This window comes from Acidobacteriota bacterium (assembly GCA_016712445.1).
Taxonomy (GTDB): Bacteria; Pseudomonadota; Alphaproteobacteria; order Caulobacterales; family Hyphomonadaceae; genus Hyphomonas.
Genome location: JADJRB010000001.1, coordinates 2,162,501 through 2,185,945, shown reverse-complemented (window position 1 = coordinate 2,185,945; position 23,445 = coordinate 2,162,501). Strand labels below are relative to the sequence as shown.

The window sequence follows — 23,445 nt, the reverse complement described above, 5'->3', positions numbered from 1 at the left end:
TCACGTCAAATGATGTATCATTTTCAACCCCTCGCTCCCGCCGACGTCTCGGCCCGCGCCCTCGTCCTGTCGCTGCTCAGCAGCACGGGCGCGAAGACCGACACGTCCATTGCGCGCCTCGTCCACGCCGCCGCGCTGTTCGGCATCGAGGCGCCCACCCTGCGTGTGGCGGTCACGCGCCTGCTCAAGGACGGCCTGGTCGAGAGCCCGGACCGCGGCGTTTACCGCCCCGGCCCGAAAGCGCGCGGCCTCACCCGCCGCGTGCAGGACTGGCAGAATGTCCGCGCCCGCCTCGCGCCCTGGAAGGGCGACTGGCTCGTCGCGCTGACCCACAATCTCGGCCGCACCGACCGCAAGCAGGTGCGCGCCCGCGAACGCGCCCTCGCCCTCTCCGGCTACCGTGAGGCCGGCGCCGCCCTGTGGGTGCGCCCCGCAAACCTCGCCCGCGCGCTGGATGACCACAGGGCCGACCTGATCGACATTGGCGCCGACGAAGCGATCAGCCTGATGAACGTCACGGCCACCGCCATGCCGGCCGCCCCCGGCTGGCCGGACCTCTGGTCCGCCGGCGATCTCGCCGCCTCCTACGCCGCCGCCATGCACGCCATGCGGGAAAGCCTCGCCTGTCTGCCAGCGCTCGGCGCCGACGCCGCCGCGCGCGAAACCTTGCTCATAGGCCAGGCCGTCATCCGCCAGATCAACTTCGATCCGCTCCTGCCGCCCGAGCTCGGCGACCAGCGCGCCTTTCTCGAAATGGTCGACGGCATGCGCGCCTATAACAGGACCGGCCAGAAATGCTGGCGGGACTATTACGCGAGCGTCGAAGCCTGACCTTCAAGTCCCCTCTCCCCCCGGGAGAGGGGGTTGTGGGTGAGGGGGCGCTACGCCTCCTCCAGCCACTCCGCTTCCAGCGGAATCGCCTACCCCAGCCGCTTCACCAGATCGCGCACCGACAGGCGGGACCGTTCGACCACGGACGAAACCAGCTCATGCGAGAAGGTTGCGCCGCTGAACCAGGTCCGCTTGCCGCCCTGCGCCTCGCGCATCGCGGAAAACAGGCCGTCGGCCACCGCTTCAGCGCGGTACTGCGGGAAATACTTCCACGTCCGCGCATAGATCAGCGTATCGGCCACCACGCCCAGGCGCTCCAGGTCCGCGAGCAGGATCTCGCGCAATTCCGGCGGCGTCAGGCCGTTGGAGAACTGCCCCGTCACGTAGAGATGCGCGCCGTCTTCTGTCATCTCGCCTTCGCGCCGAGAGCCCAGCATCGCGCCGCGCAGCGACGGGTCCTTGCAGGCCCGCGAATAGCCATGCACCTGCGCGCCCGTGAACCAGTTCTTGGATGAGACCAGCGTCGTCGTGTAATTCTGCCACTCCACGCCGTACAGCACTGCACGCTCGGCCGGCAGCAGCGGCGTCAGGCGCATGAACTCGTCCATCGGCACGGTCGATACCGCCGCATCGAACGCCTCGCCCTTGCCGCCCGCGACCACCACCACCCGGTCCTCGCTACGGTCAAGCGCGTCCACCGGCGCCTCGAGCCGCACCTCGAACCTTGTGGCGAACCGGTTCCAGAACTCGCTCCATCCCTCCACCGGCATGTGCATGTCGTTCAGCACGCCGGAGATCAGCAGGTCGAAATCGCACCACTGCACCGTCTGGCCGATGGTGACTTCCTGCGCGTAGCCATAGCCCTGCGCCGGCAGGATCCGGTGCATCGCGAGGTCCAGTTTCGGCAGGTTCAGACGCGCCAGCCAGTCGTTCACGGTCATCGCCGATTCCGCCAGCACCGCCGGGTTCGACGGCTCGGCCGCAATCCGCCGCCGCAGCCGGCCGGCCTCGCTGACGAACTTCAGCGCCTGCACCGCCAGCGGCGGCCCGGCGCCCTTTTTCACATAGTCCACCACCGGCGCATCGTCATACCGCGCCTCGCCCAGGCGCTTCAGGTGGATGCCGTGCTGCTTCATCCAGCGCTTGACGATGACATGCTGGCGGGTCGTGTAGCAGGTGCCCATCTCATTGAAGGCATCCCCGTTCCCGAACGAGAAGGACTTGCCGCCGATCCGGTTTTCGCGTTCGAAAACAACGGGATGATGGCCGGACTCGCGGAGGAACTGAGCTGCGCTCAAGCCCCCCGGTCCGCCGCCGATCACCGCTATTTTCAACTCTGGCATGCCGTTTATTCCCTGCGCGCAGCCTGCTGGTGCCAGCATGTCCGCAGCCTGTCCACCTCGCGATCGAGGGTGCCGGCGCGGCCACGCAGGCAGGCAATCGGGACATTGCCAGCAAGCAAAGCAGGTGTGCTGGTTAACAACCCGGAAATTCCACCGCGAAAATCGATGCGATGGCTCAAGCCTGAAAAAAACGTTTCCCTGCCATAAGCCGGAGAATGAGTGATACGCACAACTTCCTGCGGTATGTCCTGACGGACAAGCCGAATGAGGACGCGGCCATCGGCCCGCGCGTTCGCTTGCAACAACACCTCGACCTGTCGCGCGCCGTCCAGCTGATGGCGATGATCACGATCTTCAACACGATGATCGCCGGCTATGTCGCCTATTCGATGACCCATGACGGCATGGTCGTGGCCTGGGCCGCGACCAACTTCGTGATGGCCGCGCTGATGCTGTTCGACTACCTGCGCAAATCCGGCCGCGCGACTCCCAAGACCGTCAGTGGCCGCTATGTGCGCCGCTCGGAGTCGATGTCGATCTTCACCGGCTTCGTGTTCGGCAGCCTGCCGCTCTACCTCAGGTCCGACCCGTTCGACTCGCTGATCTTCTCGAGCCTCTTCACCGTTTCGATGTGCGCCGGCCTGATGTGCGTCCTGCCGCGCAACCCGCGCCTCGTGATGCGCTACCTCGTCGGCTCGGTCCTGCCGCTGCTGGTCCACATCATCGTCCACTTCAACGACCGGATGATCGCCATCGCGATCGGCCTGTCGCTGTTGTTCTTCACGATCTATTTCGGCGCCCGCGCCGCTTTCAAGCTGTACCTGAAGGAAGTCAAATCGGTCGAGGAAGCCACCCAGCTGCGCGAAATCCTTGAAGTCGCGCTCGACGGGTCCGGCCAGGCCTTCGCCGTTCTGTCCACGGACGGAAAGGTCGTCTTCGAGAACGAACTCTATACCCAGGTCAAACCCGCCCTGCGCAACGTCGAATCCCTCGGCGGCGTCGTCCACGCCCACGACCGCTACTGGCAGACGGCCACCTACGAAGTCGCCAGCATCGGCTCGGTCGAGATCTTCACCGACGTGACGCGCATCGAAGACGCCCGCCAGGAAGCAGAATCGCTGCGCCAGGAGGCCGACGAGGCGAGCAACGCCAAGACCCGCTTCCTGCGCTCCGTCACGTCCGAACTGCTGGTGCCCCTGCGCACCATCCGCCTGCAGGCCTCGATGATGGATGCCGGCTCGCGCATCCCTGTCACCAAGACCGACATGAACCGCGCCGCCGACCAGATCCGCCTGCTGACGGAATCCCTCGAAGGCCGCGTCGAACAGATCATCGGCTATGCCAGCGGCGAAGCAACGCAGGCCGATCTCGCCGCCACCAGCGACCTGCGCGAAACCGACCACAATCCGGTCCTCAAGCTCGAATCCTTCCTTCGCCGTTCGCTGCGCGCCGGCCCGAACAGCTGATCCGGCCGCCCTGCCCTGCGGTCACCCACGTAGTTTCCCGGATTCCGCGCCCGCCGCCCCGGCCTGATCCTCGCGTCCAGATGCAAGGACGCAACGATGGACGGCTGCCTGCCCCTCGCGGAAGACGCCGCTGACCTCGCCGACGGCGAATTCCGCGCCGAGGTCGACGCCTTTCTCGGCCGCGAACTCACCGAAGACCTGCGCGCCGCCGGCCGTGCCACCACGGGCCTCAAGTCGTCGCCCGAGGCCTGCCGCGCCTGGGGCGACAAGCTGCGCGCCCGCGGCTGGTACGCGCCCTCCTGGCCCACCGCCTTCGGCGGCGCCGGCTGGACCACGGCCCAGCGCCTCTACTTCGAGAACGCCTGCGCTGCCCGCGACGCGCCGCTGCTCCAATCCTCCGGTGTGCGCACCATCGGTCCACTGATCATCGCCGAAGGCACCCGCCAGCAACAGGCGCGCTACCTGCCGGCCATCCTCTCCGGCGCCCATGAATGGTGCCAGGGCTTTTCAGAGCCGCAGGCCGGCTCCGATCTCTCGGCCCTCACCCTGCGCGCCGAGCGTGACGGCGACGACTTCATCCTCACCGGCAGCAAGCTCTGGACGAGCTTTGCCCAGTACGCGACGCACATGTTCCTGCTCGCCCGCTGCGATCCGAACACACGCGGCGGCGAAGGCCTCGTCTTCCTCCTCGTCGAGATGAACCGCCCCGGCATCGAGGTTCGCCCCATCCGCTTCCTCGACGGCGAATGCGAAACCAACGAAGTCTTCTTCAATGGCGTGCGCACACCCGCCGCCGACCGCATCGGCGCCATCGGCGAAGGCTGGAAAGCCGCCAAGACGCTGATGGCCATCGCGCGCGGCAACAACACCACCACCGGCGTCCTGCGCCGCGCCCTGCGCGCCGCCCGCCATGCCGCCGCAGGCGCGGGAGACATCGACGCCCGCCTGTCCGAACGCTTCGCCCACCTCGACCTGCGCATCGACCTGTTCGAAGCGCTGGAGCGACGCGCCGGATCGTCCGGCCTCGGAATAGACGACGCGCCCGCCACCTCCGCCCTGAAACTCCTCGCCACAGAGCTGCATCAGGCGATCACCGAAACCGGCCTCGAAGCCGCCCCCTGGTCGGACTTCGCCCCGGCCAAGTATCTCGCGACCCGCGCGGCCACGATCTATTCCGGCACATCCGAAGTCCACCGCAACATCCTCGCCCGCGCCATCGGCTGTCCGTGAGGGGAATGGTGGGCGATGACGGGCTCGAACCGCCGACATCCTGCGTGTAAAGCAGGCGCTCTACCAACTGAGCTAATCGCCCCCAGATCGGTATGCCGCCTCTTTGCCGTTCCGCAAATCGAAACGCAAGGGCAAAGCCCCTCACCTCCCACGCCCTTTGGGCGCGGGCCCCTCCTCTCCCGCGTTGCGGGAGAGGGGTTTCACCTCGCCGCCCCGATCGCCACCTGCCCCCTCTCCCATGAAATGGGAGAGGGGGGACCCATTGCGCAGCAATGGGAGGTGAGGGTCTTTCCGCAACGCCACAAACAAAAAGGCCCGCCGAAGCGGGCCTTTCCAATTATCAGTTCCCCAAAGCTCAGTGCGGCGCACGGATCGTGTCGGAGTCGCCGGCCGAGGTGCCCGGTGTGCCCGAGAGGCTCGCCTGCAGCGCGGCCTCGTCCGCTTCGGACCATTCGATCGGCGTCAGCGGGCGCATCAGCGCCAGCTTCAGCACTTCCTGGATGTCGGAGACCGGGATGATCTTCAGGCCGGTCTTCACATTGTCCGGGATCTCGTCGAGATCCTTCTCGTTCTCCTTCGGGATCAGCACCGTCTTGATGCCGCCGCGCAAGGCCGCGAGCAGTTTCTCCTTGAGGCCGCCGATCGGCAGCACCCGTCCGCGAAGGCTTACCTCGCCCGTCATCGCGACCTCGCGGTTGACCGGAACCCCGGTCAGCAGCGAGACGATGGCGGTCGTCATGGCGATACCTGCCGAAGGGCCATCCTTCGGCGTCGCGCCATCCGGCACGTGCACGTGGATGTCCGTCGTATTGAAGGCCGTCGGCTTGATGCCGAACGTCACCGACCGTGCACGGACGAGCGAGCTCGCCGCCTGGATCGATTCCTTCATCACGTCGCGCAGGTTGCCCGTCACCTTCATGGCGCCGCGGCCCGGCATCTTGACCGCCTCGATGGTGAGGAGGTCGCCGCCGACTTCCGTCCAGGCAAGGCCGGTCACGGCCCCGATCTGGTCGGTCTCGTCGGCAAGGCCGTAGCGGTGCTTGCGCACGCCCGCGAAGGTCGCGAGGTTGCCCTCGGTCACCGTCAGGCTTGAGCCTTCGTTCAGCGCCAGTTCGCGCACTGCCTTGCGGGCAAGGCGCGCAATCTCGCGCTTCAGGCTGCGCACGCCGGCTTCACGGGTGTAGAAGCGGATGAGATCGCGGATCGCGCCATCGGTGACGATCCACTCCTCGGCCTTCAGGCCATGGTCCTCGCGCACCTGAGGGATCAGGTGGCGCTTGGTGATCTCGAGCTTCTCTTCTTCCGTGTACCCCGCAATCCGGATGATCTCCATCCGGTCGAGCAAGGGCTGCGGCATGTTGAGCGAGTTCGCCGTCGTCACGAACATCACATCCGAGAGGTCGTAGTCGACTTCCAGGTAGTGGTCGTTGAACGTCGAGTTCTGCTCGGGGTCGAGCACTTCGAGCAGGGCCGAGGCCGGGTCGCCCCGGTGGTCCATGCCCATCTTGTCGATCTCGTCGAGAAGGAACAGCGGGTTGCCGCTCTTCGTCTTCTTCAGCGACTGGATCACCCGTCCCGGCATCGAGCCGATATAGGTCCGGCGGTGGCCGCGGATCTCGCTCTCGTCGCGCACGCCGCCGAGCGACACGCGCACGAAGTCACGACCCGTCGCCTCGGCAATCGACTTGCCGAGCGAGGTCTTGCCGACGCCCGGCGGGCCCACGAGGCAGAGGATCGGTCCCTTCAGCTTGCCGGTGCGTTTCTGCACGGCAAGGTATTCGAGGATCCGCTCTTTCACCTTGTCGAGACCGTAGTGGTCATCGTCGAGCTGTTTCTCGGCCTTGCGGAGGTCGGTGACGATCTCCTTGCGCTTGCCCCAGGGCAGCGACAGCAGCCAGTCGAGATAGTTGCGCACCACGGTCGATTCCGCCGACATCGGCGACATCTGACGCAGCTTCTTCATCTCGGCCTCGGCCTTGGCGCGGGCTTCCTGGCTGAGCGGCGTGTCGGCAATCTTCTGGTCGAGTTCGGCCAGCTCATCGCGCTCGCCGCCTTCGCCCTGGTCGCCCAGCTCGCGCTGGATCGCCTTCATCTGCTCGTTCAGGTAATACTCGCGCTGGGTCTTCTCCATCTGCCGCTTGACGCGGTTTTTGATCTTCCGCTCCATCTGCAGCATGCCCATTTCGCCTTCCATGAGGGCGAACACCTTCTCGAGGCGGTCCTTGGCATCCGGCAGCTCCAGCAGTTCCTGCTTGTCGGAGAGTTTCACCGACAGGTTCGACGCCACCTGGTCGGCCAGGCGCCCCGGCTCGGTCATCTGCCCGATCGAGGACACCGCTTCCGGCGGGATCTTGCGGTTCAGCTTCACATAGCTCTCGAACTGTTCCTGCACGGCGCGCATCAGCGCCGTCACGTCGCCGCCGGCCGTCTCGGCCTCGGCAATCGCCTCCACTTCCGCCTCGAAATACTCGCCCCGGTCGTGCAGCTGCACCAGCCGCGCGCGGGTCTTGCCTTCCACCAGCACCTTCACGGTGCCGTCGGGCAATTTCAGAAGTTGCAGGATGGTCGCCAGCGTACCCACGGTATGCATGTCGCCGGAGGTCGGGTTGTCGATCGCGGCATCCTTCTGCGCGACCAGCATGATCTCGTTCTCGCTCTCCTCGATCATCTCGAGGGCGCGGACGGACTTGTCGCGGCCGACAAACAGCGGCGCCACCATGTCCGGGAAAACAACGATGTCCCTCAGCGGCAACACCGGCACAGTCTTCGATCTTGGCATATGCAATGCCTCCTTGTAGCGGGCCCCGTCTCAGCGGCGGCCCAGAAACCCTCGACCACCGATATGGCGATTGTCGGGCGGTAAACGGTATTTGGAAACCACGAATGACCGCTTCAAGCTTAACCCTGCTCAACAAAGGTGTGAAAAGAGCTACTGCACAGCGCCCGGTGCCGGCCTGCCCTTCCCGAATCCCCGCGGAACCGCTACGCCCCAACCCCCGAGGTTAACGGCGTATTAAGCGGCGCAAGCCTTGATGGGCCGATACGTGACACGACCGATTTGGAGACCAGAATGGCCGCCGCCAAGCAATTGAAGTCCGACGACCTCCTGTCCCATTCCAGCGCCTACTCCGCCAAGGACATCGAGGTCCTGGAAGGCCTGGAGCCCGTCCGCAAGCGCCCCGGCATGTATATCGGCGGCACCGACGAGCGCGCCTGGCACCACCTGTTCGCCGAAGTCCTCGACAACGCGATGGACGAGGCGGTCGCCGGCTACGCCAACCGTATCGAGATCAAGCTCACCAATGACGGCTACCTCGCCGTCACCGACAACGGACGCGGCATCCCGGTCGACCCGCACCCGAAATTCCCCAAGAAATCAGCGCTCGAAGTCATCATGACCACGCTGCACTCGGGCGGCAAGTTCTCCGACAAGGCCTACTCGACCGCCGGCGGCCTGCACGGCGTCGGCATCTCGGTCGTCAACGCGCTCTCCGAACACGTGGAAGTCGAAGTCGCCCGCGACCGCACCGTCTACCGCCAGGAATTCTCCCGCGGCACCCCCATGGGCAAGCTCGCCAAGGTCGGCACCACGCCGAACCGCCGCGGCACCATGGTCCGCTTCAAGCCGGACCCGCAGATCTTCGGCGACAAGCTGCGCTGGCGCCCGGCCCGCCTGTTCCAGATGGCCCGCTCGAAGGCCTATCTCTTCCGGGGTGTCGAAGTGCGCTGGTCCTGCGACGCAGACCTGCTGCCGGAAGACTCGAAAATCCCCGCCGACGCGGTCCTCTCCTATCCGAACGGCCTCGCCGACCAGCTGGACGAAGTGTTCCACGACAAGGCCACGATCACCGAATCGGCCTTCACCGGCCTCGTCGACATGGGCCATGACGGCAAGGTCGAGTGGGCCATCGCCTGGACCCAGGCCGGCTTCGGCGAACAGGACGGCTTCGCCCGCTCCTACTGCAACACCATCCCGACCCCCGAAGGCGGCACCCACGAGGCCGGCTTCCGCTCGGCCATCACCAAGGGCCTGCGCAATTTCGGCGAACTGACCGGCAACAAGAAAGCCGCCGAGATCACCGCCGAGGATGTCATGGGCCATTCCGGCTTCCTGCTCTCGGTCTTCATCCGCGGCCCGGAATTCGTCGGCCAGACGAAAGACAAGCTCTCTTCCACGCACGCCTTCCGCCTCGTCGAAGCCGCCGTGCGCGACCACTTCGACCACTGGCTCGCCCAGTCCCCCAAGGAAGCCAACAAGCTCCTCTCCTGGGCGATCGACCGCGCCGACGAGCGCGCCCGCCGCCGCAAGGCGAAGGAAGTCTCCCGCAAGTCGGCGACCAAGAAGCTGCGCCTGCCCGGCAAGCTCGCCGACTGTTCGGCGAAGGGCCCGGAAGGCACCGAACTCTTCCTCGTCGAAGGCGACTCGGCCGGCGGCTCCGCCAAGCAGGGCCGCAACCGCGAGACGCAGGCCATCCTGCCCCTGCGCGGCAAGATCCTGAACGTCGAATCCGCTTCCGACGACAAGCTGATGGGCAACCAGGAACTCTCGGACCTCTCCCTTGCCCTCGGCACCGAGCTCGGCCGCCGCTTCAACCTCGATGACCTGCGCTATGAGCGCATCATCATCATGACCGACGCCGACGTCGACGGCGCCCATATCGCCGCGCTGCTGATCACCTTCTTCTACCGCCTGACCCCCGGCCTGATCGAAGCCGGTCGCCTCTACCTCGCCCAGCCGCCGCTCTACAAGCTCGCGAACAAGGGCAACATCCATTATGCGATGGACGACGAGGACCGTGCACGGATCACCAGGGAACACTTCAAGGGCAACCAGAAGATCGAGCTGACCCGCTTCAAGGGTCTCGGCGAGATGAACCCGGCCCAGCTGAAGGAAACTACGATGAGCCCGGGCAGCCGCATCCTCGCCCGCGTCACCCTGCCGGACTCGATGGACGAGCTGACCGAGATGAAGCCCGCCGAACTCATCAACACGCTGATGGGCAAGAAGGCCGAACTCCGCTTCAAATTCATCCAGGAAAACGCCGCCTTCGTCGAAGAGCTGGATATCTAAACCACTTAACCCCTCTGCCTGTGGGAGAGGCTGCGAGGGACAAGCATTTGCACTGCAAATGCCCCGAGCAGGCCCATCGCAAAGCGATGGGAGGTGAGGGTCTTGAATGCAGCCCTTACGCAACAAAAAACCCCTTCCCCAAAAACAAAATCCCCAGCTCCATCAACGGCTTACAAAATAATAACCGGAAACTTACGCCACCCCTCTGCCAGCGGGCGTATACTCGCCACATGGCAAAGACAGCTCCGCGTACGGATCATCCAGAGCGCGCCCTCCTCAGCGAGGCGCAGCACCTGCTTGTCTGGCTGATCGACACGCTGCACGGCCTGCTCGGCGCGGCCGGCGCGCGTCCCACCCTCCGCGAACTCAGGCTCTGGATGCGCGACTACCTCGCCCCGGCAGAAGGCGCCATGCGCCGCGCCCTGCGTCTGCTCGCAGCAACGCTTGCACCTGATCCTGTCCGTACACGGACCCATGCGCCGCCGCCGCCCGCCGGCGGCAAGCCTTCACAACCGGCCCGTCGTCCGGCATTCCGCCTCTTCGAAGCCCCGCCCCGCAAAGGCAGCCTGCCGCTTGCGCGCCGCCCGCAAATCTCCATCGCCGGCGAGGCCCCGCCGCCTGTCCCTGCCGCCCGTCGCCCCGTGGACGAGGCCGCCACTTACCGCCGGTTCCTGCGCCGGCTCGAGGCGCTGGAACTCGCCTTCGAAAACCCGCTGCGCCATGCCCGCCGGCTTGCCCGGCGCCGCCGCCCGGACCGCAAACTCACGCTTGCCTATACGGTCCCGCCCGGCGCCCGCGCCCGCAGCCTCACAGGTGACGCCGCCGATCTCCTGAGCCGCCTCAACCACGCTGCGTTGCAGGCCGAACTGAGCCCGGACTCCTCCTGACGCGCACGCGCAACCTGCCCTGCCACACCGGGCGGCCCCCGCCGCGCCGGCCCTTCGTGCTGCGCGCAAAGCGTGCTAGCTTCCGGCCATGATCCGCGCGTCCCTCATTTCCGCTCTCAGCCTCCTTGCCGCCTGCGCCACTGCGCCCGAAACGGCGGCGCAATCCGCAGCCGCATCGCCGCCGCCGCCCTGCAGCACGCCCGCCCACCACGCCTTCGATTTCTGGATCGGCGAGTGGGACGTGTTCAATGCCGCCGGCAATCAGGTCGGCACCAACACGATCACGCGCGAGGAATATGGCTGCCTGCTCGTCGAGCACTGGACCGATGCCAACGGCATCACCGGCCAGAGCTACAACTTCCTTGATCCGTCGACGGACAAATGGCGCCAGCTCTGGATCAGTGGCGGCGAAGTGACTGACTTCGAAGGCGCACCCGATGCGGCCGGCGTCCTGCGTCTGGACGGCGTCTCCCGCCCCCGCAATCCCGGCGGCACGACCTCCATCGTCCGTGGCACATGGACCGCCAATCCCGACGGCACCGTCACCCAGCATTTCGAACGACAGGACCCCGCGACCGGCAGCTGGAGCGACACCTTCGTCGGCACCTATGTCCGCAAGGACGCGCCCTAGAGCCTGACCACATCCCCAAGCTTCACCCGCACCTGGCGCATCCCGGCCACCTCGAAAACCGTGCCCCGGATCATCACGGGATCGGCCACCAGCGGCAGGATTTCCGGCCCGAACGCGCGCCCCTGCGCATTGAGGAAGAGCAGCGCGCCCTTGCCGTCGCCGCAGCGACCCGTCTCGCAGAACGCCAGCGGCAACCCGCCCCGCGCGCACAGCGCTGCGCACGCCTTGTGCGTCTTGCCATAGCCCGGCCGCATCGCGCCGAACCAGCATTTCGCATCGAGGATTTCGCCAGTCATTGCGACCTCGCCGAAGTCGGTCGGCGGCGGCGCGCGCAGGCGTCCCGGCGCCGGATCGGGATACACCCCGTCGACCGCCATCATCGCATGCTCGCCCCGTTCGATCAGCGTGCCGGTCACCGCCGCCCCGGTGAAGGTCAGCGCCGGGCGCACCGTGATCCGGTCCTTGCCTGCCCCGACGAGGAACACGGGTCGCAGCCCGCCGCCAAGGTCTTCCGTGAGCAGATGCAGATAGGGCTCGGGATAAATGGTCCCCGTCACCGCCACCTTCTTGCCCTGGTCCCACACGCCCGGCCCCGGATGCGGCGAGGCCGCGCCGAGGCCGAGGCCCAGCGCGCCGGCGCCCGCCGCGAGGCTCAGCCCCGCGCCCAGCATCTGCCGCCGCGTCGGCTTCGCCAGCTCGCCGCTCCAGCCGATGAAGAAAGGCTCCTCCGCCATCAGCCCGCCTCGCCGATCACCGACGGCGCCATCGCCGTGCCGGGCGGCTGCGCAACGGGCTCGACCCGCACCCGCCCCTCTACGATCCGTGTACGGTAAGTCGGTATCTTCTCGCTGTAGGGCGGCGGCGAGCAGCCATCTTCCGGCCGGTACTGGAAGCCGTGCCAGGGGCAGACGATACACCCGCCGATGATCCGCCCCTCGCCCAGCGGCCCGCCCTGGTGCCGGCAGGCATTGGCAACCGCATGGATATTCGCCCCGTCGCGGAACACGGCGATCCGCTCGCCCACCGGCGGCACGAGGATCACCGCCCGCCCGTCCGGAATCGCGGCCGCCTCGCCCGCGTCCAGCCAGCCGTCGACCTCGGTTGCCATTGCACGGTCCGCAGCCCGCGTCTTCAACCCCGCCGCCAGATGCAGCCCGCAGACCAGCAGCGCCGACCCGCCCGCCAGCGCCGCCGGCGCAAGCCCCGCCTCGCCCTGCGCGGCGCCCAGCATCACATGCGCCACAAGCAGTCCGTAGGCGGCATAAACGCCCATGTGGATCCACTTCCACAGCCGCGCGCCCAGCACGCCGTTCCAGAAATCATGGCTCGTCGCCGCCATCACGAACAGGATCAGCAGCGCCGCCAGCCCAAGGCTCTCGAAAGGAAACCCGCCGAACGAGGCATAGCGCGGATTGGAAATCAGCAGCGAGACAAACGCGTTCACCTGCGAGAAGCCGTGATACCAGAGGATCACCAGCGCCGCATGCACCAGCGCGATGAGGAAGCAGACCACCCCCAGATGCCGACGGTTGTACAGCACCGGCAAAGCCTTCGGCGTCAGCCGCGCCAGCGGCCCGATGCAGAGGATGATCGTCAGCAGGCTGAACGCCGCCGCTCCGCAGGTGCGGATCACCATCTGGATCAGCGACACCTCCTGCCCCGCCGGCGCCGCCATCAGGCCGGCCCCAAGGTGCGCCGCGAAGAACAGCGCAAGGCCAAGACCCAGCACCGCGTCATACGCCTTCTTGAAGGGGGTCCAGCTGACCACCGTGAAGCGCGCCGCCATCAGCCCGCCTCCACGGCAGCGGCCGCCTCGGCCACCCGTGCGCGCTCGTGGAGGGCGCCGCCGGTCACCGCCGCCAGCCCCAGCGCCAGCAACGGCCAGATCACCCAGTGCGCCGCGCGCTGCCTTCGGGTCACGCCCGGTCCTCCGGCGGCTTCACGCCGATGAGGCGCAACAGGATCACCGGCCACAGCGCCGCCATCCCCGGCAGCACCAGCAGGCGCACGCGCCCTGGCACCTCCGCCGCCGTCAACCGCTTCATGCCGAACAGGATCACGCCGGCCCCGATCGCCAGCCCGATCCCCAGATACCCCGCCAGGGCCAGCCAGACGGCCCCGGCCACGCTTGCACTCATCCGCGCTCCCTCCGGATTGGCGACAGGGTTACGCTGTGAGGGCGGCGGCGCAAGTCACGATTTTGTAGGGTAGCAGACGGCCGCCCCGACCGGACCTACACCGTCACCAACTCGCTGTGGGCAAAGCCTTTGGAATAATCGAGCACCGAAATCACCACCGGTTTCAGCTGGAAGAGCGCGACCGTCTCAGGCGGCGGCGGCTCCATCTGGAAATCCTTCTGGGCGGGATAGCGCGCGAACAGAAAACTGATCGCCTTGCGCCCTTCTTCCGGATCAGTGATGCGCTCCGCCCGCGCCGCCATCGACAGGCCCTTGATGTCCAACACCTGGTCCACATCGCTGTCGATGGTGACAGAGACCCGGTTGTCCTTCGCCAGGTTCGCCGCCTTCTGGCTTTCCTGTCCGCAGAGGAAGTACAGCGTCATGCCTTCGTTGGAATATCCGACCGTCGTGGCCTGCGGCCATCCGTCGGGCCGCAACGTTGCAACCGTCATGATCCGGTGAGCGTCCAGCAGTTCCAGAATCTGTTTCTCGAGCGCCTTGTCCATGGCCAACCTCCGGCTCCGGTGCCGCTCGCTTCTACCAGCCGGGCGCGCGACGGTTGATACGTATGAGCCGCATCCGGGGCGGACCCATGTTGCCCCCCTGCGGGATAAATCCCGCCCAAAGCCGGGAAGCCCGATGACAGGGGACCCGAACGGGCCTAAATGCTCTTTATGAGCAAAAATCTGAAAATCCTTGCGGCGCAGTTGAACCCGGTGGTGGGGGATATCGAGGGAAACCTCGCGCTCGCCCGGGGCGCGCTGGCCGAGGGCAAGGCGCGCGGGGCCGATCTCGTGGTGCTGTCGGAGCATTTCATGCTCGGCTATCCGGCCGAGGACCTGGTGCTGAAGCCGTCGGCGGTCGAGCTGTCGATGGCCGCCGTCCAGCGCCTCGCGCGCGACACCGAAGGCGCCCCGGCGATGGTCGTCGGCGCGCCCTGGCGCGACGGCGGCAAGCTCTACAACTCGGCGCTGTTCCTTGAGGGCGGGCGCATCACCGCCCGGCATGACAAGCGCGAGCTGCCGAACTACGGCGTATTCGACGAGAAGCGCCACTACCAGCCCGGCGAAGGCCCGGCCGTCGTCGTCGACTTCAAGGGCGTGCGCCTCGGCCTTGCGATCTGCGAGGACATCTGGTTCGAGCCGGTGACCCGCGCCGCCAAGGCCGCCGGCGCCGAGCTGATGCTGGTGCCGAACGCCTCGCCGTGGCGCCGCGCCATCCAGGAAGAGCGGGCCGCCGCCTTCGACCGCTGGGCCGACCTCGGCCTGCCCTACCTGTTCGTCAACCAGATGGGCGGGCAGGACGAACTCGTCTTCGACGGCGCCTCCTTCGCCACCAACTCGACCCATGCCGCGCGCTGCGGCCTCGTCGGCCAGTTCGAGACGGGCTATGCGCTGGTGGAGTTTGATCCGGGTACGAAGCAATTCACCGGACTCGGAAAATCCTGCGCGCCGGATCTTGAAGGCTGGGCGGCGGAATACCGCGCGGCGATGCAAGGCCTCGGCGACTATGTGCGCAAGAACCGGTTTCCCGGCGTTGTGCTTGGCATGTCCGGCGGCATCGACTCGGCGATCACGGCGGCCATCGCCGCCGACGCGCTGGGGCCGGACAAGGTCTGGTGCGTGATGATGCCGTCGAAGTATACGAGCACGGACAGCCTCGAAGACGCGAAGGCCTGCGCCGAAGCGCTCGGCTGCAAATACGACATCATCAACATTGCGCCGGGCGTGGGCGCGCTGGGCGAGATGCTGGCGCCGGCATTCGAAGGCAAGAAAGCCGATACGACCGAAGAAAACATCCAGTCCCGCCTGCGCGCGGTAACGCTGATGGCGCTGTCCAACAAGTTCGGCCACATGGTCGTCACCACCGGCAACAAGAGCGAGATGGCGGTCGGCTACGCGACGCTCTACGGCGACATGTGCGGCGGCTACAATGCGCTGAAGGATTTCTACAAGACCGAAGTGTTCGAGCTGTCGAAATGGCGCAATGCCAACGTGCCGCCGGGCGCGCTGGTGAATGCGAAGAATGTCATCCCGGAACGGATCATCACGAAACCTCCGTCGGCGGAGCTGCGCGAAGACCAGAAGGACGAGGATTCCCTGCCGCCCTATCCGGTGCTGGATGATATCCTGCGCGGGCTTGTCGATCTCGAAGAAGACGTGGACGACATCCTCGCGCGCGGCCATGACGCGGCCACCGTGCGGCGCATCGAGCACCTCGTCTACATCGCCGAATACAAGCGCCGGCAGGCCCCTCCGGGCGTCAAGGTCGGCGGCAAGAATTTCGGCCGCGACCGGCGCTATCCGATCACGAACCGGTTCCGGGACGATTGAGTCCGGAACCCGGAGCCCGCCGAGCTCATGCTGAGCGAAGTCGAAGCATGGGCGCGCGGGAAACGTGCCCGCTCGATCCTTCGACTTCGCTCAGGATGAGCTCCGCGCCGAGCGAAGCTGGGTTCCGGCTTTCGCCGGGATGACACGATCGGCAGACCGCTATTCCTCAGACGGCGGAATGACTTCCTCGCCCTGATCGGCGACGCCGTAGGCATCGGTCGCGACCGCTTCGCGCACTGCGTCGACATCGCCGGGCAGGATATCGGCCGCGTCGCCATAGCCGGTGATCGGCGAGGGGTAGACGCCCTTCTCGGTGATCACTTCGTCGAACATCAGCCAGGCCTGCTTGCCGGCGAGGCACGAGACGCGCACCCAGAGGTTTTCCTCGAGCTTCGTGTCGGCGATGTTGGTGACGTTCGAGAGCTCGCCCTCGTTGATGTCGAATTCCTTGCCGTTGAACGACAGGACCGTGAAGCCTTCGCCGATATAGCGCAGGTAGGTCAGCTCATCGCCCTTCTTGAGGCTCAGCTTCTCGATGCCGTTGTCGCCGACAAATTCCACCTCGGTGTCTTCCAGCACCGTGACCGGCACCTTCTTGGTGGCGACGAAATATTCCAGATCGTCTTCCTCGGTGCGGGCATTATTCCACAGCTGGTAGTTGGCATATTGCGGCAGGATGCAGGAGATGTCCTGCGGGTCGGTCGGGTTCGGCCGCGCCCGGGCCGGCACCTTCACATCCGCGTCCAACACGGCGAAACCCGGCGGGTATTCGCCCGGCCAGCCGGGGCTGAGGAACCAGGTTTGCGTGTCGTAGCCGGAGATCGCCGCATAATCGAGCGACGGCTTGACCGCCGCATCCACCGCCACGCTTTCAGCGCCGGCGGGGCCTGCGCCCTCCGCGGCCGTTCCCGGGGCCGCTCCGTCTTTTTGCCCGCACGCTGCGAGCAGCAGCGCCCCAGCCAGCACCCAGCCGAATCTCATGACCCTCTCCCGGATTTGCGGTATCGTAGATGGTCGTTAAACAAAACAATAGCAAGAATGTGGCGCGGGCGCTTGGCTTTTGTCCCGATTTGATGTCGAAAGCGCGTTTTCCAGCCCCTGAAGGCCCCTGCCCATGACCGCCCCTGTCGTCCGATTCGCCCCGTCGCCCACTGGCCGCCTGCATGTCGGCAATGTGCGCACCGCGCTCGTGAACTGGCTGTTCTCGCAGGGCCAGGGCGGCAAATTCATCCTGCGGATCGACGATACGGACCTTGAGCGCTCGACCAAGGAGAATGAGGCGATCCTGAAGGAGGACCTCACCTGGCTGGGCCTGACCTGGGCCGACACGTTCAACCAGTCCGACCGGTTCGGCATTTATGACACGGCCGCCGACAAACTGCGTGCCATGGGCCTGCTCTACCCCGCCTACGAGACGGCCGAGGAGTTGGACGTCAAACGCAAGATCGCCCAGTCGCGCGGCCGGCCCCCGGTGTATGACCGGGCGGCGCTGAAGCTGACCGATGCGGAGCGGGCGAAACTGGAAGCGGACGGCGTGAAGCCGCACTGGCGCTTCAAGCTGTCGGGCGAACGCGTCGAGTGGAACGACCTTGTGCGCGGGCCGCAGAGCATCGACACGTCCTCGGTGTCCGACCCCGTGCTGATCCGCGAGGATGGCAGCTATCTCTACACCCTCCCCTCGGTCGTCGACGATATCGAGGCCGGCATCACGCATGTGGTGCGCGGCGAGGACCATGTGACGAACTCCGGCGCGCAGATCGAGATCTTCATGGCGCTCGGGGGCAAGGCCCCCGAGATGGCGCACATGCCGCTGCTGGTCGGCGCGGATGGCTCGGCGCTGTCGAAACGGATCGGGTCGCTGTCGGTCGGCCAGCTGCGAGATCAAGGCATCGAGGCGATGGCAATCTGCAGCCACCTCGCCAAGCTCGGCACATCGGACAATATCGAGCCGCGCGAGACGCTGGCGCAGCTCGCCGGCGAGTTCGCCTTTTCAAAGATCGGCCGTGCGCCGGCCCGGTTCGATGAAGCCGACCTCGAGAACCTCAACGCGGCGCTGGTGCATGCGATGCCCTTCTCCGCCGTGAAGGATCGCCTGGCGGCGCTTGATCCGCGTGCGGACAATGAGGCCTTCTGGCTGGCGGTGCGCGAGAACTGCGCGCGCGTCACCTCGGCCAAGCCATGGGTGGAAGTAATCTATGGCAAGGCTGAGCCGGACGTGGCCGACGAGGACCGCGACTTCATCGCCGCCGCCGCCGCGCACCTGCCCGCCGGCGAGCTGACCGCCGCCAGCTGGGGCGAGTGGACGAATGCGCTGAAGGCCGCCACGGGCCGCAAGGGCAAAGGCCTGTTCATGCCGCTGCGCAAGGCGCTGACGGGCATGGAGCACGGCCCTGACATGGGCGCCGTGCTGCCGCTGATCGGGCGCGCCAAAGTGCTCGAACGCCTCGGTTAGTCGTAGAGCGCGACGAGCTGGCGGCCTACGAGAACGGGCCGGCCGGCCGCGTCAAACATCTCGGTCATTTGGAACGAGAAGCCGTCCTGCACGAAGCCGCTGGTCGTGCGGGCGAAGAACCAGCCGGACGGCGAGACGTCCGCACCGCAAAAGTCCACGGTCCAGGTGACCGTGCTGATCGGCGCCGGCGCGCTGAACAGCGGAAAGACGGCTGGCGGCGAGGCATCGGCGAGCGCGGTGAGCGCGACGTCGGCCGAGACCGCGCCCGTTTCGCGGTGACGCAGCCACATTTCGAGCGCCGGAACGGCAGCTCCGGAGAAGGGCGCGTGGCCACCCACGAGCCGGCCTTCGAAGTTCACCGTATTGCGCGGCGCGCCGGGGGAATCGAAGAGGGAGAAGCCGCCTTCCGGACCTTGGAAAGGTTCGGCGCGCAGGAGATTGAGGGCATGCCGTGATGGGCGCGCCTGGCCGAACGTGAGGACGGCGCGCATCACGATGCCGCCATTGGCGCGGACATCGACACCGATGAAGGTCGTCGACTTGCCGGACCGGATGAGTTCGGGGCGCACGTGCAGCACGCCCTGCGCTGGGCCCGCGAGGGTGAACTGCGCGCTGCGCAGGGGCGGCAGGTCCGGATAGGCGCGGCGGGCCGCTTCGACCGCGAAGGCCGCGACGAGGCCGCCGAACACGGTGCGCCCCTGCCCCCAATTCTCGTCCGGCTGGACGGTATAGCCGTCAGCTTCGGGTTTCAGGGCGGCGATGGTTTCGGAAAACGGGGTCATGGTGCGTGCGTCTTCAGGCGGGACGCGGGGCGGCCGCGCGGGTGCGCGCACCGGGGAGCAGCGCGGCGACGCCGAGCAGCGCGCCGAGGGTGAGGATGGCGGCGAGCGAGACGACCGGCGCGAAGGGCAGCTGGCTGACGAGGGTCGCGCCGAGCGCGGCCGAGCCCATCTGCAGGAAGCCGAGCAAGGCCGAGGCGAGACCCGCCTGCGCGCCGAAGGGGTGGAGCGCGACGGCAGTGCCAACCGGGTTGGCGATGCCCATGCCGAACAGGAACAGCGAGAAGCCGGTGGTGAGCGGGATCAGACCCGGCGTGCCGGAGGTGCCCAGCACGAGTGCGCCGCCGGCGAGCGCGATCACGGCGCCCAGCAGGGCCGCGACCGGCTGGCCCCAGCGGCGCGCGAGGCGCGGCGCGAGGAAACCGGCGGTGAACACGATGCCGACCGTAGCCGCAAAGTAGATGGCCAGCTGGAAACCCGTCAGCCCAAGGACGTTTATCAGGATCGCTGGCGCGGCGGCAAAGAAGGTGTAGAGGCCGCCGATGATGAAGCTGACGGCGAGCGCCGGCAGCATGAAGCGCGTATCGCGGGCGAGCGAAAGGTATGACCCGGCGATCGCGGCGGGGGAATGATGGATGCGCCGGCTGGGCGGGAGGGTCTCGCCGATGGTGGCGAGGTAGACCCAGGCGATGACCGCGCCGAAAGCGGCGACGCCGGCGAAGATGAGCTGCCAGCTTAGCAGGCTGTCGAGCGCGGTGCCGATCAGCGGCGAAAAGCCCGGCGAGGCCGCCATGGCGACCATGACGAGGGCAAGCGCGCGGGCGAGCGCGTCGCCATCGAACAGGTCCCGCGCGATGGCCCGCGACAGGACCGACGCGGCGCAGGCCCCGAGCGCCTGGATGATCCGGCCAAGGATCATCACGTCGAGATTGGGCGCGAAGGCGCAAAGCGCGCTGCCGAGACCGAAGAGGACAATGCCGCCGAGCACGAGGCCCTTGCGGCCGAACCGGTCCGAGAGCGGACCGACGAAAAGCTGGCCCACGGCGAAGGCGATGAAGAAGCTGCTGAGCGTCAGGGCGAGGTCGCGCTCGTTGACGCCGAGGTCTGCACCGATGTGCGGAAAGGCCGGCAGGATGATGTTGGTCGCAAGTGAACCGAGCGCCGCGAGACCCGCTAGCAGGAACAACATGGCGCCGCTGAGCGACTGGGGGCGTGCGGGCACGGATGCGTCGGGAAGGCCGGTCATTTCTGTATCACCCCTTGAAATCGGACTTCCGGCAATGTAACTCCAATCATAAGAGTTACAAGGGAGCCTGCCCATGAAAGTCAAATCCTTTGCCGGCATGCGCTGTTCGGTGGCGGGCGCGCTGGAGCTGATCGGCGACCGGTGGACCTTGTTGTTGCTGAGGGATTTCAGCTTTGGCCTCACCCGGTTCGACGAGTTCCAGGAGAGCACCGGCATCGCCAACACGACGTTGACTTCCCGCCTGAAGGAGCTTGAGGCGCACGGCATCATTGCACGTCATCCGTATCAGGAGCGCCCGCCGCGGCACGAATACCGCCTCACGGAAAAGGGGCGCGACCTGTGGAAGGTTCTGACCGCCCTGCGCGAATGGGGCGACAAGTGGGACGCCTCCGGCTACGGCGCGCCGCCCATCGAAGCGGTGGACCGCAAGACCGGCCGGCCGCTCGAACTGGCGATGGTTGACCCGGAAACACAACGCGCGGTGCCGCGCGAGCGCGTGGCGCTGAAAGCCGGACCCGGCGCCGACGACAACACCCATACCCGCCTTGCCAAAATTGGAGTGCGCAAATGAGCCAGAAGCTGGAATTCTTCTTCGATTTCGTCAGCCCTTACAGCTACCTGGCGCATAGCCAGCTGCCCGGGCTGCATGCCGATGTGGTGCTGCGCCCGATGCATGTGCTGAGCGTGATGAAGGAAGTGGGCAATACGCCGACCACCGTGACCTGCGCGGCCAAGGGACGATATGCGGGCAAGGATCTGGCGCGCTGGGCGCGCCGCTACGGCGTGGCGGTGGTGGGTCCGGACATGCGGACGCTGAATAACGGCGCCTGCCTGCGCGCGGTGCTGGCTGCGCCGTCGGATGCGGTGGCCGCGCAATCGACCAGGGCCCTCTTCGCCGCCATCTGGGGCCGAGGCCAGACGCTGCTGACCTCGGAGGAGGTCATCCGTGTACTGGACGAGGCCGGCGTCGATACGAGGGACCTTGCGGCGCGCATTGATGCGCCGGACATCGTGCAGAAACTCGCCGACAACAATGCGGAGGCGGCCCGCCGCGGCGTGTTCGGCGCGCCGACGATCCTGATCGGCGAGGAAATGTTCTTCGGCAATGACCGGCTCGATTTCGTCCGCGACCACCTGCTTGAAGGAGCTGCCGCATGAGCGCTGCAAAACCCCTTGCCCTGATCACCGGCGTGGGCCCCGGCACCGGATCGGCGCTGGTTCGCCGGTTCGTTGAAGGTGGCTACCGGGTCGCCATGCTGGCGCGGGACGATGATCGGCTCGCGGCGCTGGCGGCGGAACTGCCGGACGCGTTCGCTGTGCCATGTGACGTGACCGACGCGGCGGCGCTGAAGCGCGCGATTGAACGCGCCGAGGCGCCGAAGGTCGTGGTGCACAACGCGGTGGGCGGCGCCTTTGCGCCGTTCATGGACACAGATCCCGCGGTCCTGCAGCGCAATTTCGACATCAATACCAAGGCCCTGCTGTACCTCGCCCAGCTGACCACACCGGCGATGGTGGCGGCGGGCGAAGGCGCGCTGATCGTGACCGGCAATACATCGGCGACGCGCGGCAAGCCGCATTTTGCCGGCTTCGCGCCGACCAAGGCGGCGCAGCGTATCCTTGCGGAATCGCTGGCGCGCGACCTTGGGCCGAAGGGCGTGCATGTTGCCTACCTGATCATCGACGCCGTGATCGACGTGCCGTGGGCGCGCGAACTGCACAAGACGAAGCCGGATGACTTCTTCATCTCGCCGAAGAGCATCGCGGCGGAAGTGTACCATCTGGCGCACCAGCCGAAGGATGCCTGGTCTTTCAACGCTGAGATCCGGCCCTTCCACGAGCCCTGGTGAGGCGCGGTCAGTCGCAGCCGGCGGCGGCGGCGCAGGAGACCTGCGCCACGTCCCGGCCTTCGGCGAGGTCGCGCACCCAGTCCACGGCGCGCACGCCGGCGGTTTCGGTCGTGTACAGACGGTCATATCGCAGCAAGGTATGGTCCTTGCCGGCGGCTGAATAGGATCGGAAATTCGGGATGTCCGCCGCCAGCTCGTCCAGGTTTGCCTGCATCAGGCCGCGCACCGGATCGCTGACGCCCATCAGGCCGAGGAACATCTGCTGGACCTCGTCGTCGGCATTGTTGAACTGGCTCATCCGCATGCCGGGATGACGCGCGGCGGTGACGCGGTAGAAGTCTTCGGTTGAGAAGGTTGCGCGGTCGAAGCCTGCAAGCTCCGGCCAGTCCGGCGCATCGAGGAAGGTGCCCCAGGTTTCGAGCAGGCCGGCGACGGCGGTGGCCCGGTAGCCGCCTGCCCCGCCGCCATACTGGATGACCTCCGCCTGCGGATAATGGTCGGCCACGAGGCCCGCATAGTAAGGCGAGGCAATCGCCCCGGCGCTGCCGCCGCCGACAAAGATGCGGCCCGGCGCGGGGTATTTGCCGTAGACCCAGTCGAGCGCCGACTGGACGTTTGCCTTGCCGCGATGGTGGATCGTCAGTTCGCTGCCGTCCTGCTTCGGATAGCTGACATCGCGGCCGCCGAGATGGGCGTCGCCGGTGCAGTAGGACACGAAGACCTGCGTCCAGCCGGCGAAGGGGTTTTCCGGATTGGCGAGGTCGAACACGCCGCCTTTCGTGCCCGGCTGGTTGGAGTCCATTTCGGCGAAAGGTGTGTAGGCGTTGAGGCCGAGGGCGGGATCGCACAGCTCGCCGGACCAGCAGGCGCCGCCCCCGTTGAGGAAGATCATCACGCGCGAGGCGTCGCCCTCGCGGACGTGGAAGGTGTAGGGCGTGCCGGTGGCGCAGAGCGTATCGCCGCCGGGCGCGATGGTGGTCCAGGCAGGCGCGGGCGCCGCTTCGGCAAGCTCCGGCGCGGCGGTGCCGGGGGCCTTGCAGCCGGTCAGCAGGGCCGCAGCGGCGGCGGCCGCGAGCGTAAGTTTAAGGGTCATGGCGTTCCTCCCGCGGCCACTTGCGGGCCAGCTGGGGACGAGCCTAGGCGGAC

21 protein-coding genes and 1 tRNA gene are annotated in these 23,445 nt (G+C 66.9%); 11 read left to right on the top strand and 11 right to left on the bottom strand.

Annotated elements, in window-relative coordinates; translation table 11 throughout:
• Positions 1-12 precede the first annotated feature (12 nt).
• Complete coding sequence (locus tag IPK75_11125) at positions 13-831, top strand: hypothetical protein (GenBank protein ID MBK8198914.1); 819 nt, start codon at positions 13-15, stop codon at positions 829-831.
• Between the two features lie 89 nt (positions 832-920).
• Here the strand turns inward: IPK75_11125 and IPK75_11120 are convergent, their stop codons facing one another.
• A complete protein-coding gene (locus IPK75_11120) occupies positions 921-2,174 on the bottom strand; it encodes an FAD-dependent oxidoreductase (protein ID MBK8198913.1) in 1,254 nt (417 codons plus the stop codon).
• A gap of 215 nt (positions 2,175-2,389) precedes the next feature.
• On the opposite strand from IPK75_11120, the gene IPK75_11115 reads away from it, so the two are divergent.
• Complete coding sequence (locus tag IPK75_11115) at positions 2,390-3,640, top strand: HAMP domain-containing histidine kinase (protein ID MBK8198912.1); 1,251 nt, start codon at positions 2,390-2,392, stop codon at positions 3,638-3,640.
• Positions 3,641-3,736: 96 nt separating this feature from the next.
• A complete protein-coding gene (locus tag IPK75_11110; protein MBK8198911.1) occupies positions 3,737-4,870 on the top strand; it encodes an acyl-CoA dehydrogenase family protein in 1,134 nt (377 codons plus the stop codon).
• Between the two features lie 6 nt (positions 4,871-4,876).
• Here IPK75_11110 and IPK75_11105 read toward each other — a convergent pair.
• Together IPK75_11105 and lon are read right to left on the bottom strand one after the other, a co-directional pair.
• Positions 4,877-4,952 (bottom strand) — tRNA-Val (locus IPK75_11105).
• Positions 4,953-5,225: 273 nt separating this feature from the next.
• Positions 5,226-7,649: an endopeptidase La gene (gene lon / locus IPK75_11100; protein ID MBK8198910.1), complete on the bottom strand. Its 2,424-nt coding sequence runs from the start codon at positions 7,647-7,649 to the stop codon at positions 5,226-5,228.
• Between the two features lie 291 nt (positions 7,650-7,940).
• Between lon and parE the strand changes: the two genes are divergently transcribed.
• The 3 genes from parE (at position 7,941) to IPK75_11085 (ending at position 11,459) form a co-directional block, all read left to right on the top strand.
• Positions 7,941-9,941, top strand: a complete 2,001-nt coding sequence (gene parE / locus IPK75_11095; GenBank protein ID MBK8198909.1) for a DNA topoisomerase IV subunit B — start codon at positions 7,941-7,943, stop codon at positions 9,939-9,941.
• A gap of 230 nt (positions 9,942-10,171) precedes the next feature.
• Positions 10,172-10,828 carry a hypothetical protein gene (locus tag IPK75_11090; GenBank protein MBK8198908.1) on the top strand — a complete coding sequence of 219 codons (657 nt, stop codon included), beginning with the start codon at positions 10,172-10,174 and terminating at the stop codon, positions 10,826-10,828.
• A gap of 88 nt (positions 10,829-10,916) precedes the next feature.
• The gene (locus IPK75_11085) at positions 10,917-11,459 is read left to right on the top strand and encodes a hypothetical protein (protein ID MBK8198907.1); all 543 of its coding nucleotides are present in this window, start codon (positions 10,917-10,919) and stop codon (positions 11,457-11,459) included.
• On the opposite strand, the gene IPK75_11080 is transcribed toward IPK75_11085, so the two are convergent.
• From IPK75_11080 to IPK75_11065, 4 genes are all read right to left on the bottom strand, one after another.
• Positions 11,456-12,193 (bottom strand): hypothetical protein, encoded by a 738-nt coding sequence (locus tag IPK75_11080; GenBank protein ID MBK8198906.1) that lies wholly within the window; start codon positions 12,191-12,193, stop codon positions 11,456-11,458. The genes IPK75_11085 and IPK75_11080 overlap by 4 nt on opposite strands.
• Complete coding sequence (locus tag IPK75_11075; protein ID MBK8198905.1) at positions 12,193-13,245, bottom strand: ferric reductase-like transmembrane domain-containing protein; 1,053 nt, start codon at positions 13,243-13,245, stop codon at positions 12,193-12,195. The genes IPK75_11080 and IPK75_11075 overlap by 1 nt, the downstream gene beginning before the upstream one ends.
• 130 nt (positions 13,246-13,375) lie before the next feature.
• On the bottom strand, positions 13,376-13,597 hold the full coding sequence (locus tag IPK75_11070) for a hypothetical protein (protein MBK8198904.1): 222 nt from the start codon (positions 13,595-13,597) through the stop codon (positions 13,376-13,378).
• Between the two features lie 95 nt (positions 13,598-13,692).
• A complete protein-coding gene (locus IPK75_11065) occupies positions 13,693-14,145 on the bottom strand; it encodes a pyridoxamine 5'-phosphate oxidase family protein (GenBank protein MBK8198903.1) in 453 nt (150 codons plus the stop codon).
• A 168-nt stretch (positions 14,146-14,313) separates the two neighbouring features.
• On the opposite strand from IPK75_11065, the gene IPK75_11060 reads away from it, so the two are divergent.
• Positions 14,314-15,972, top strand: coding sequence for an NAD+ synthase (locus IPK75_11060; GenBank protein MBK8198902.1), 1,659 nt, complete (start codon positions 14,314-14,316; stop codon positions 15,970-15,972).
• Positions 15,973-16,131: 159 nt separating this feature from the next.
• Here IPK75_11060 and IPK75_11055 read toward each other — a convergent pair whose 3' ends face one another.
• Complete coding sequence (locus IPK75_11055) at positions 16,132-16,953, bottom strand: hypothetical protein (protein MBK8198901.1); 822 nt, start codon at positions 16,951-16,953, stop codon at positions 16,132-16,134.
• 133 nt (positions 16,954-17,086) lie between these two features.
• Between IPK75_11055 and IPK75_11050 the strand changes: the two genes are divergently transcribed.
• Positions 17,087-18,424 (top strand): glutamate--tRNA ligase, encoded by a 1,338-nt coding sequence (locus tag IPK75_11050; GenBank protein ID MBK8198900.1) that lies wholly within the window; start codon positions 17,087-17,089, stop codon positions 18,422-18,424.
• Here IPK75_11050 and IPK75_11045 read toward each other — a convergent pair.
• Both IPK75_11045 and IPK75_11040 read right to left on the bottom strand, forming a co-directional pair.
• Positions 18,421-19,206 carry a thioesterase family protein gene (locus IPK75_11045; GenBank protein ID MBK8198899.1) on the bottom strand — a complete coding sequence of 262 codons (786 nt, stop codon included), beginning with the start codon at positions 19,204-19,206 and terminating at the stop codon, positions 18,421-18,423. The two genes, IPK75_11050 and IPK75_11045, sit on opposite strands and share 4 nt — an antisense overlap.
• A gap of 13 nt (positions 19,207-19,219) precedes the next feature.
• The gene (locus tag IPK75_11040) at positions 19,220-20,449 is read right to left on the bottom strand and encodes a multidrug effflux MFS transporter (protein MBK8198898.1); all 1,230 of its coding nucleotides are present in this window, start codon (positions 20,447-20,449) and stop codon (positions 19,220-19,222) included.
• A 73-nt stretch (positions 20,450-20,522) separates the two neighbouring features.
• Here IPK75_11040 and IPK75_11035 point away from each other — a divergent pair, with 73 nt between their 5' ends.
• From IPK75_11035 to IPK75_11025, 3 genes are read left to right on the top strand one after another with little or no spacing between them, the layout of a single operon-like run.
• Entirely contained in the window at positions 20,523-21,020 is a 498-nt protein-coding gene (locus tag IPK75_11035) for a helix-turn-helix transcriptional regulator (protein MBK8198897.1), read from the top strand.
• Positions 21,017-21,607, top strand: a complete 591-nt coding sequence (locus tag IPK75_11030; protein MBK8198896.1) for a 2-hydroxychromene-2-carboxylate isomerase — start codon at positions 21,017-21,019, stop codon at positions 21,605-21,607. Before IPK75_11035 ends, IPK75_11030 begins: the two co-directional genes overlap by 4 nt.
• Positions 21,604-22,299, top strand: a complete 696-nt coding sequence (locus IPK75_11025) for an SDR family NAD(P)-dependent oxidoreductase (protein ID MBK8198895.1) — start codon at positions 21,604-21,606, stop codon at positions 22,297-22,299. The genes IPK75_11030 and IPK75_11025 overlap by 4 nt, the downstream gene beginning before the upstream one ends.
• A gap of 7 nt (positions 22,300-22,306) precedes the next feature.
• Here IPK75_11025 and IPK75_11020 read toward each other — a convergent pair whose 3' ends face one another.
• Positions 22,307-23,392, bottom strand: coding sequence for a hypothetical protein (locus tag IPK75_11020; GenBank protein ID MBK8198894.1), 1,086 nt, complete (start codon positions 23,390-23,392; stop codon positions 22,307-22,309).
• Between the last annotated feature and the right edge of the window lie 53 nt (positions 23,393-23,445).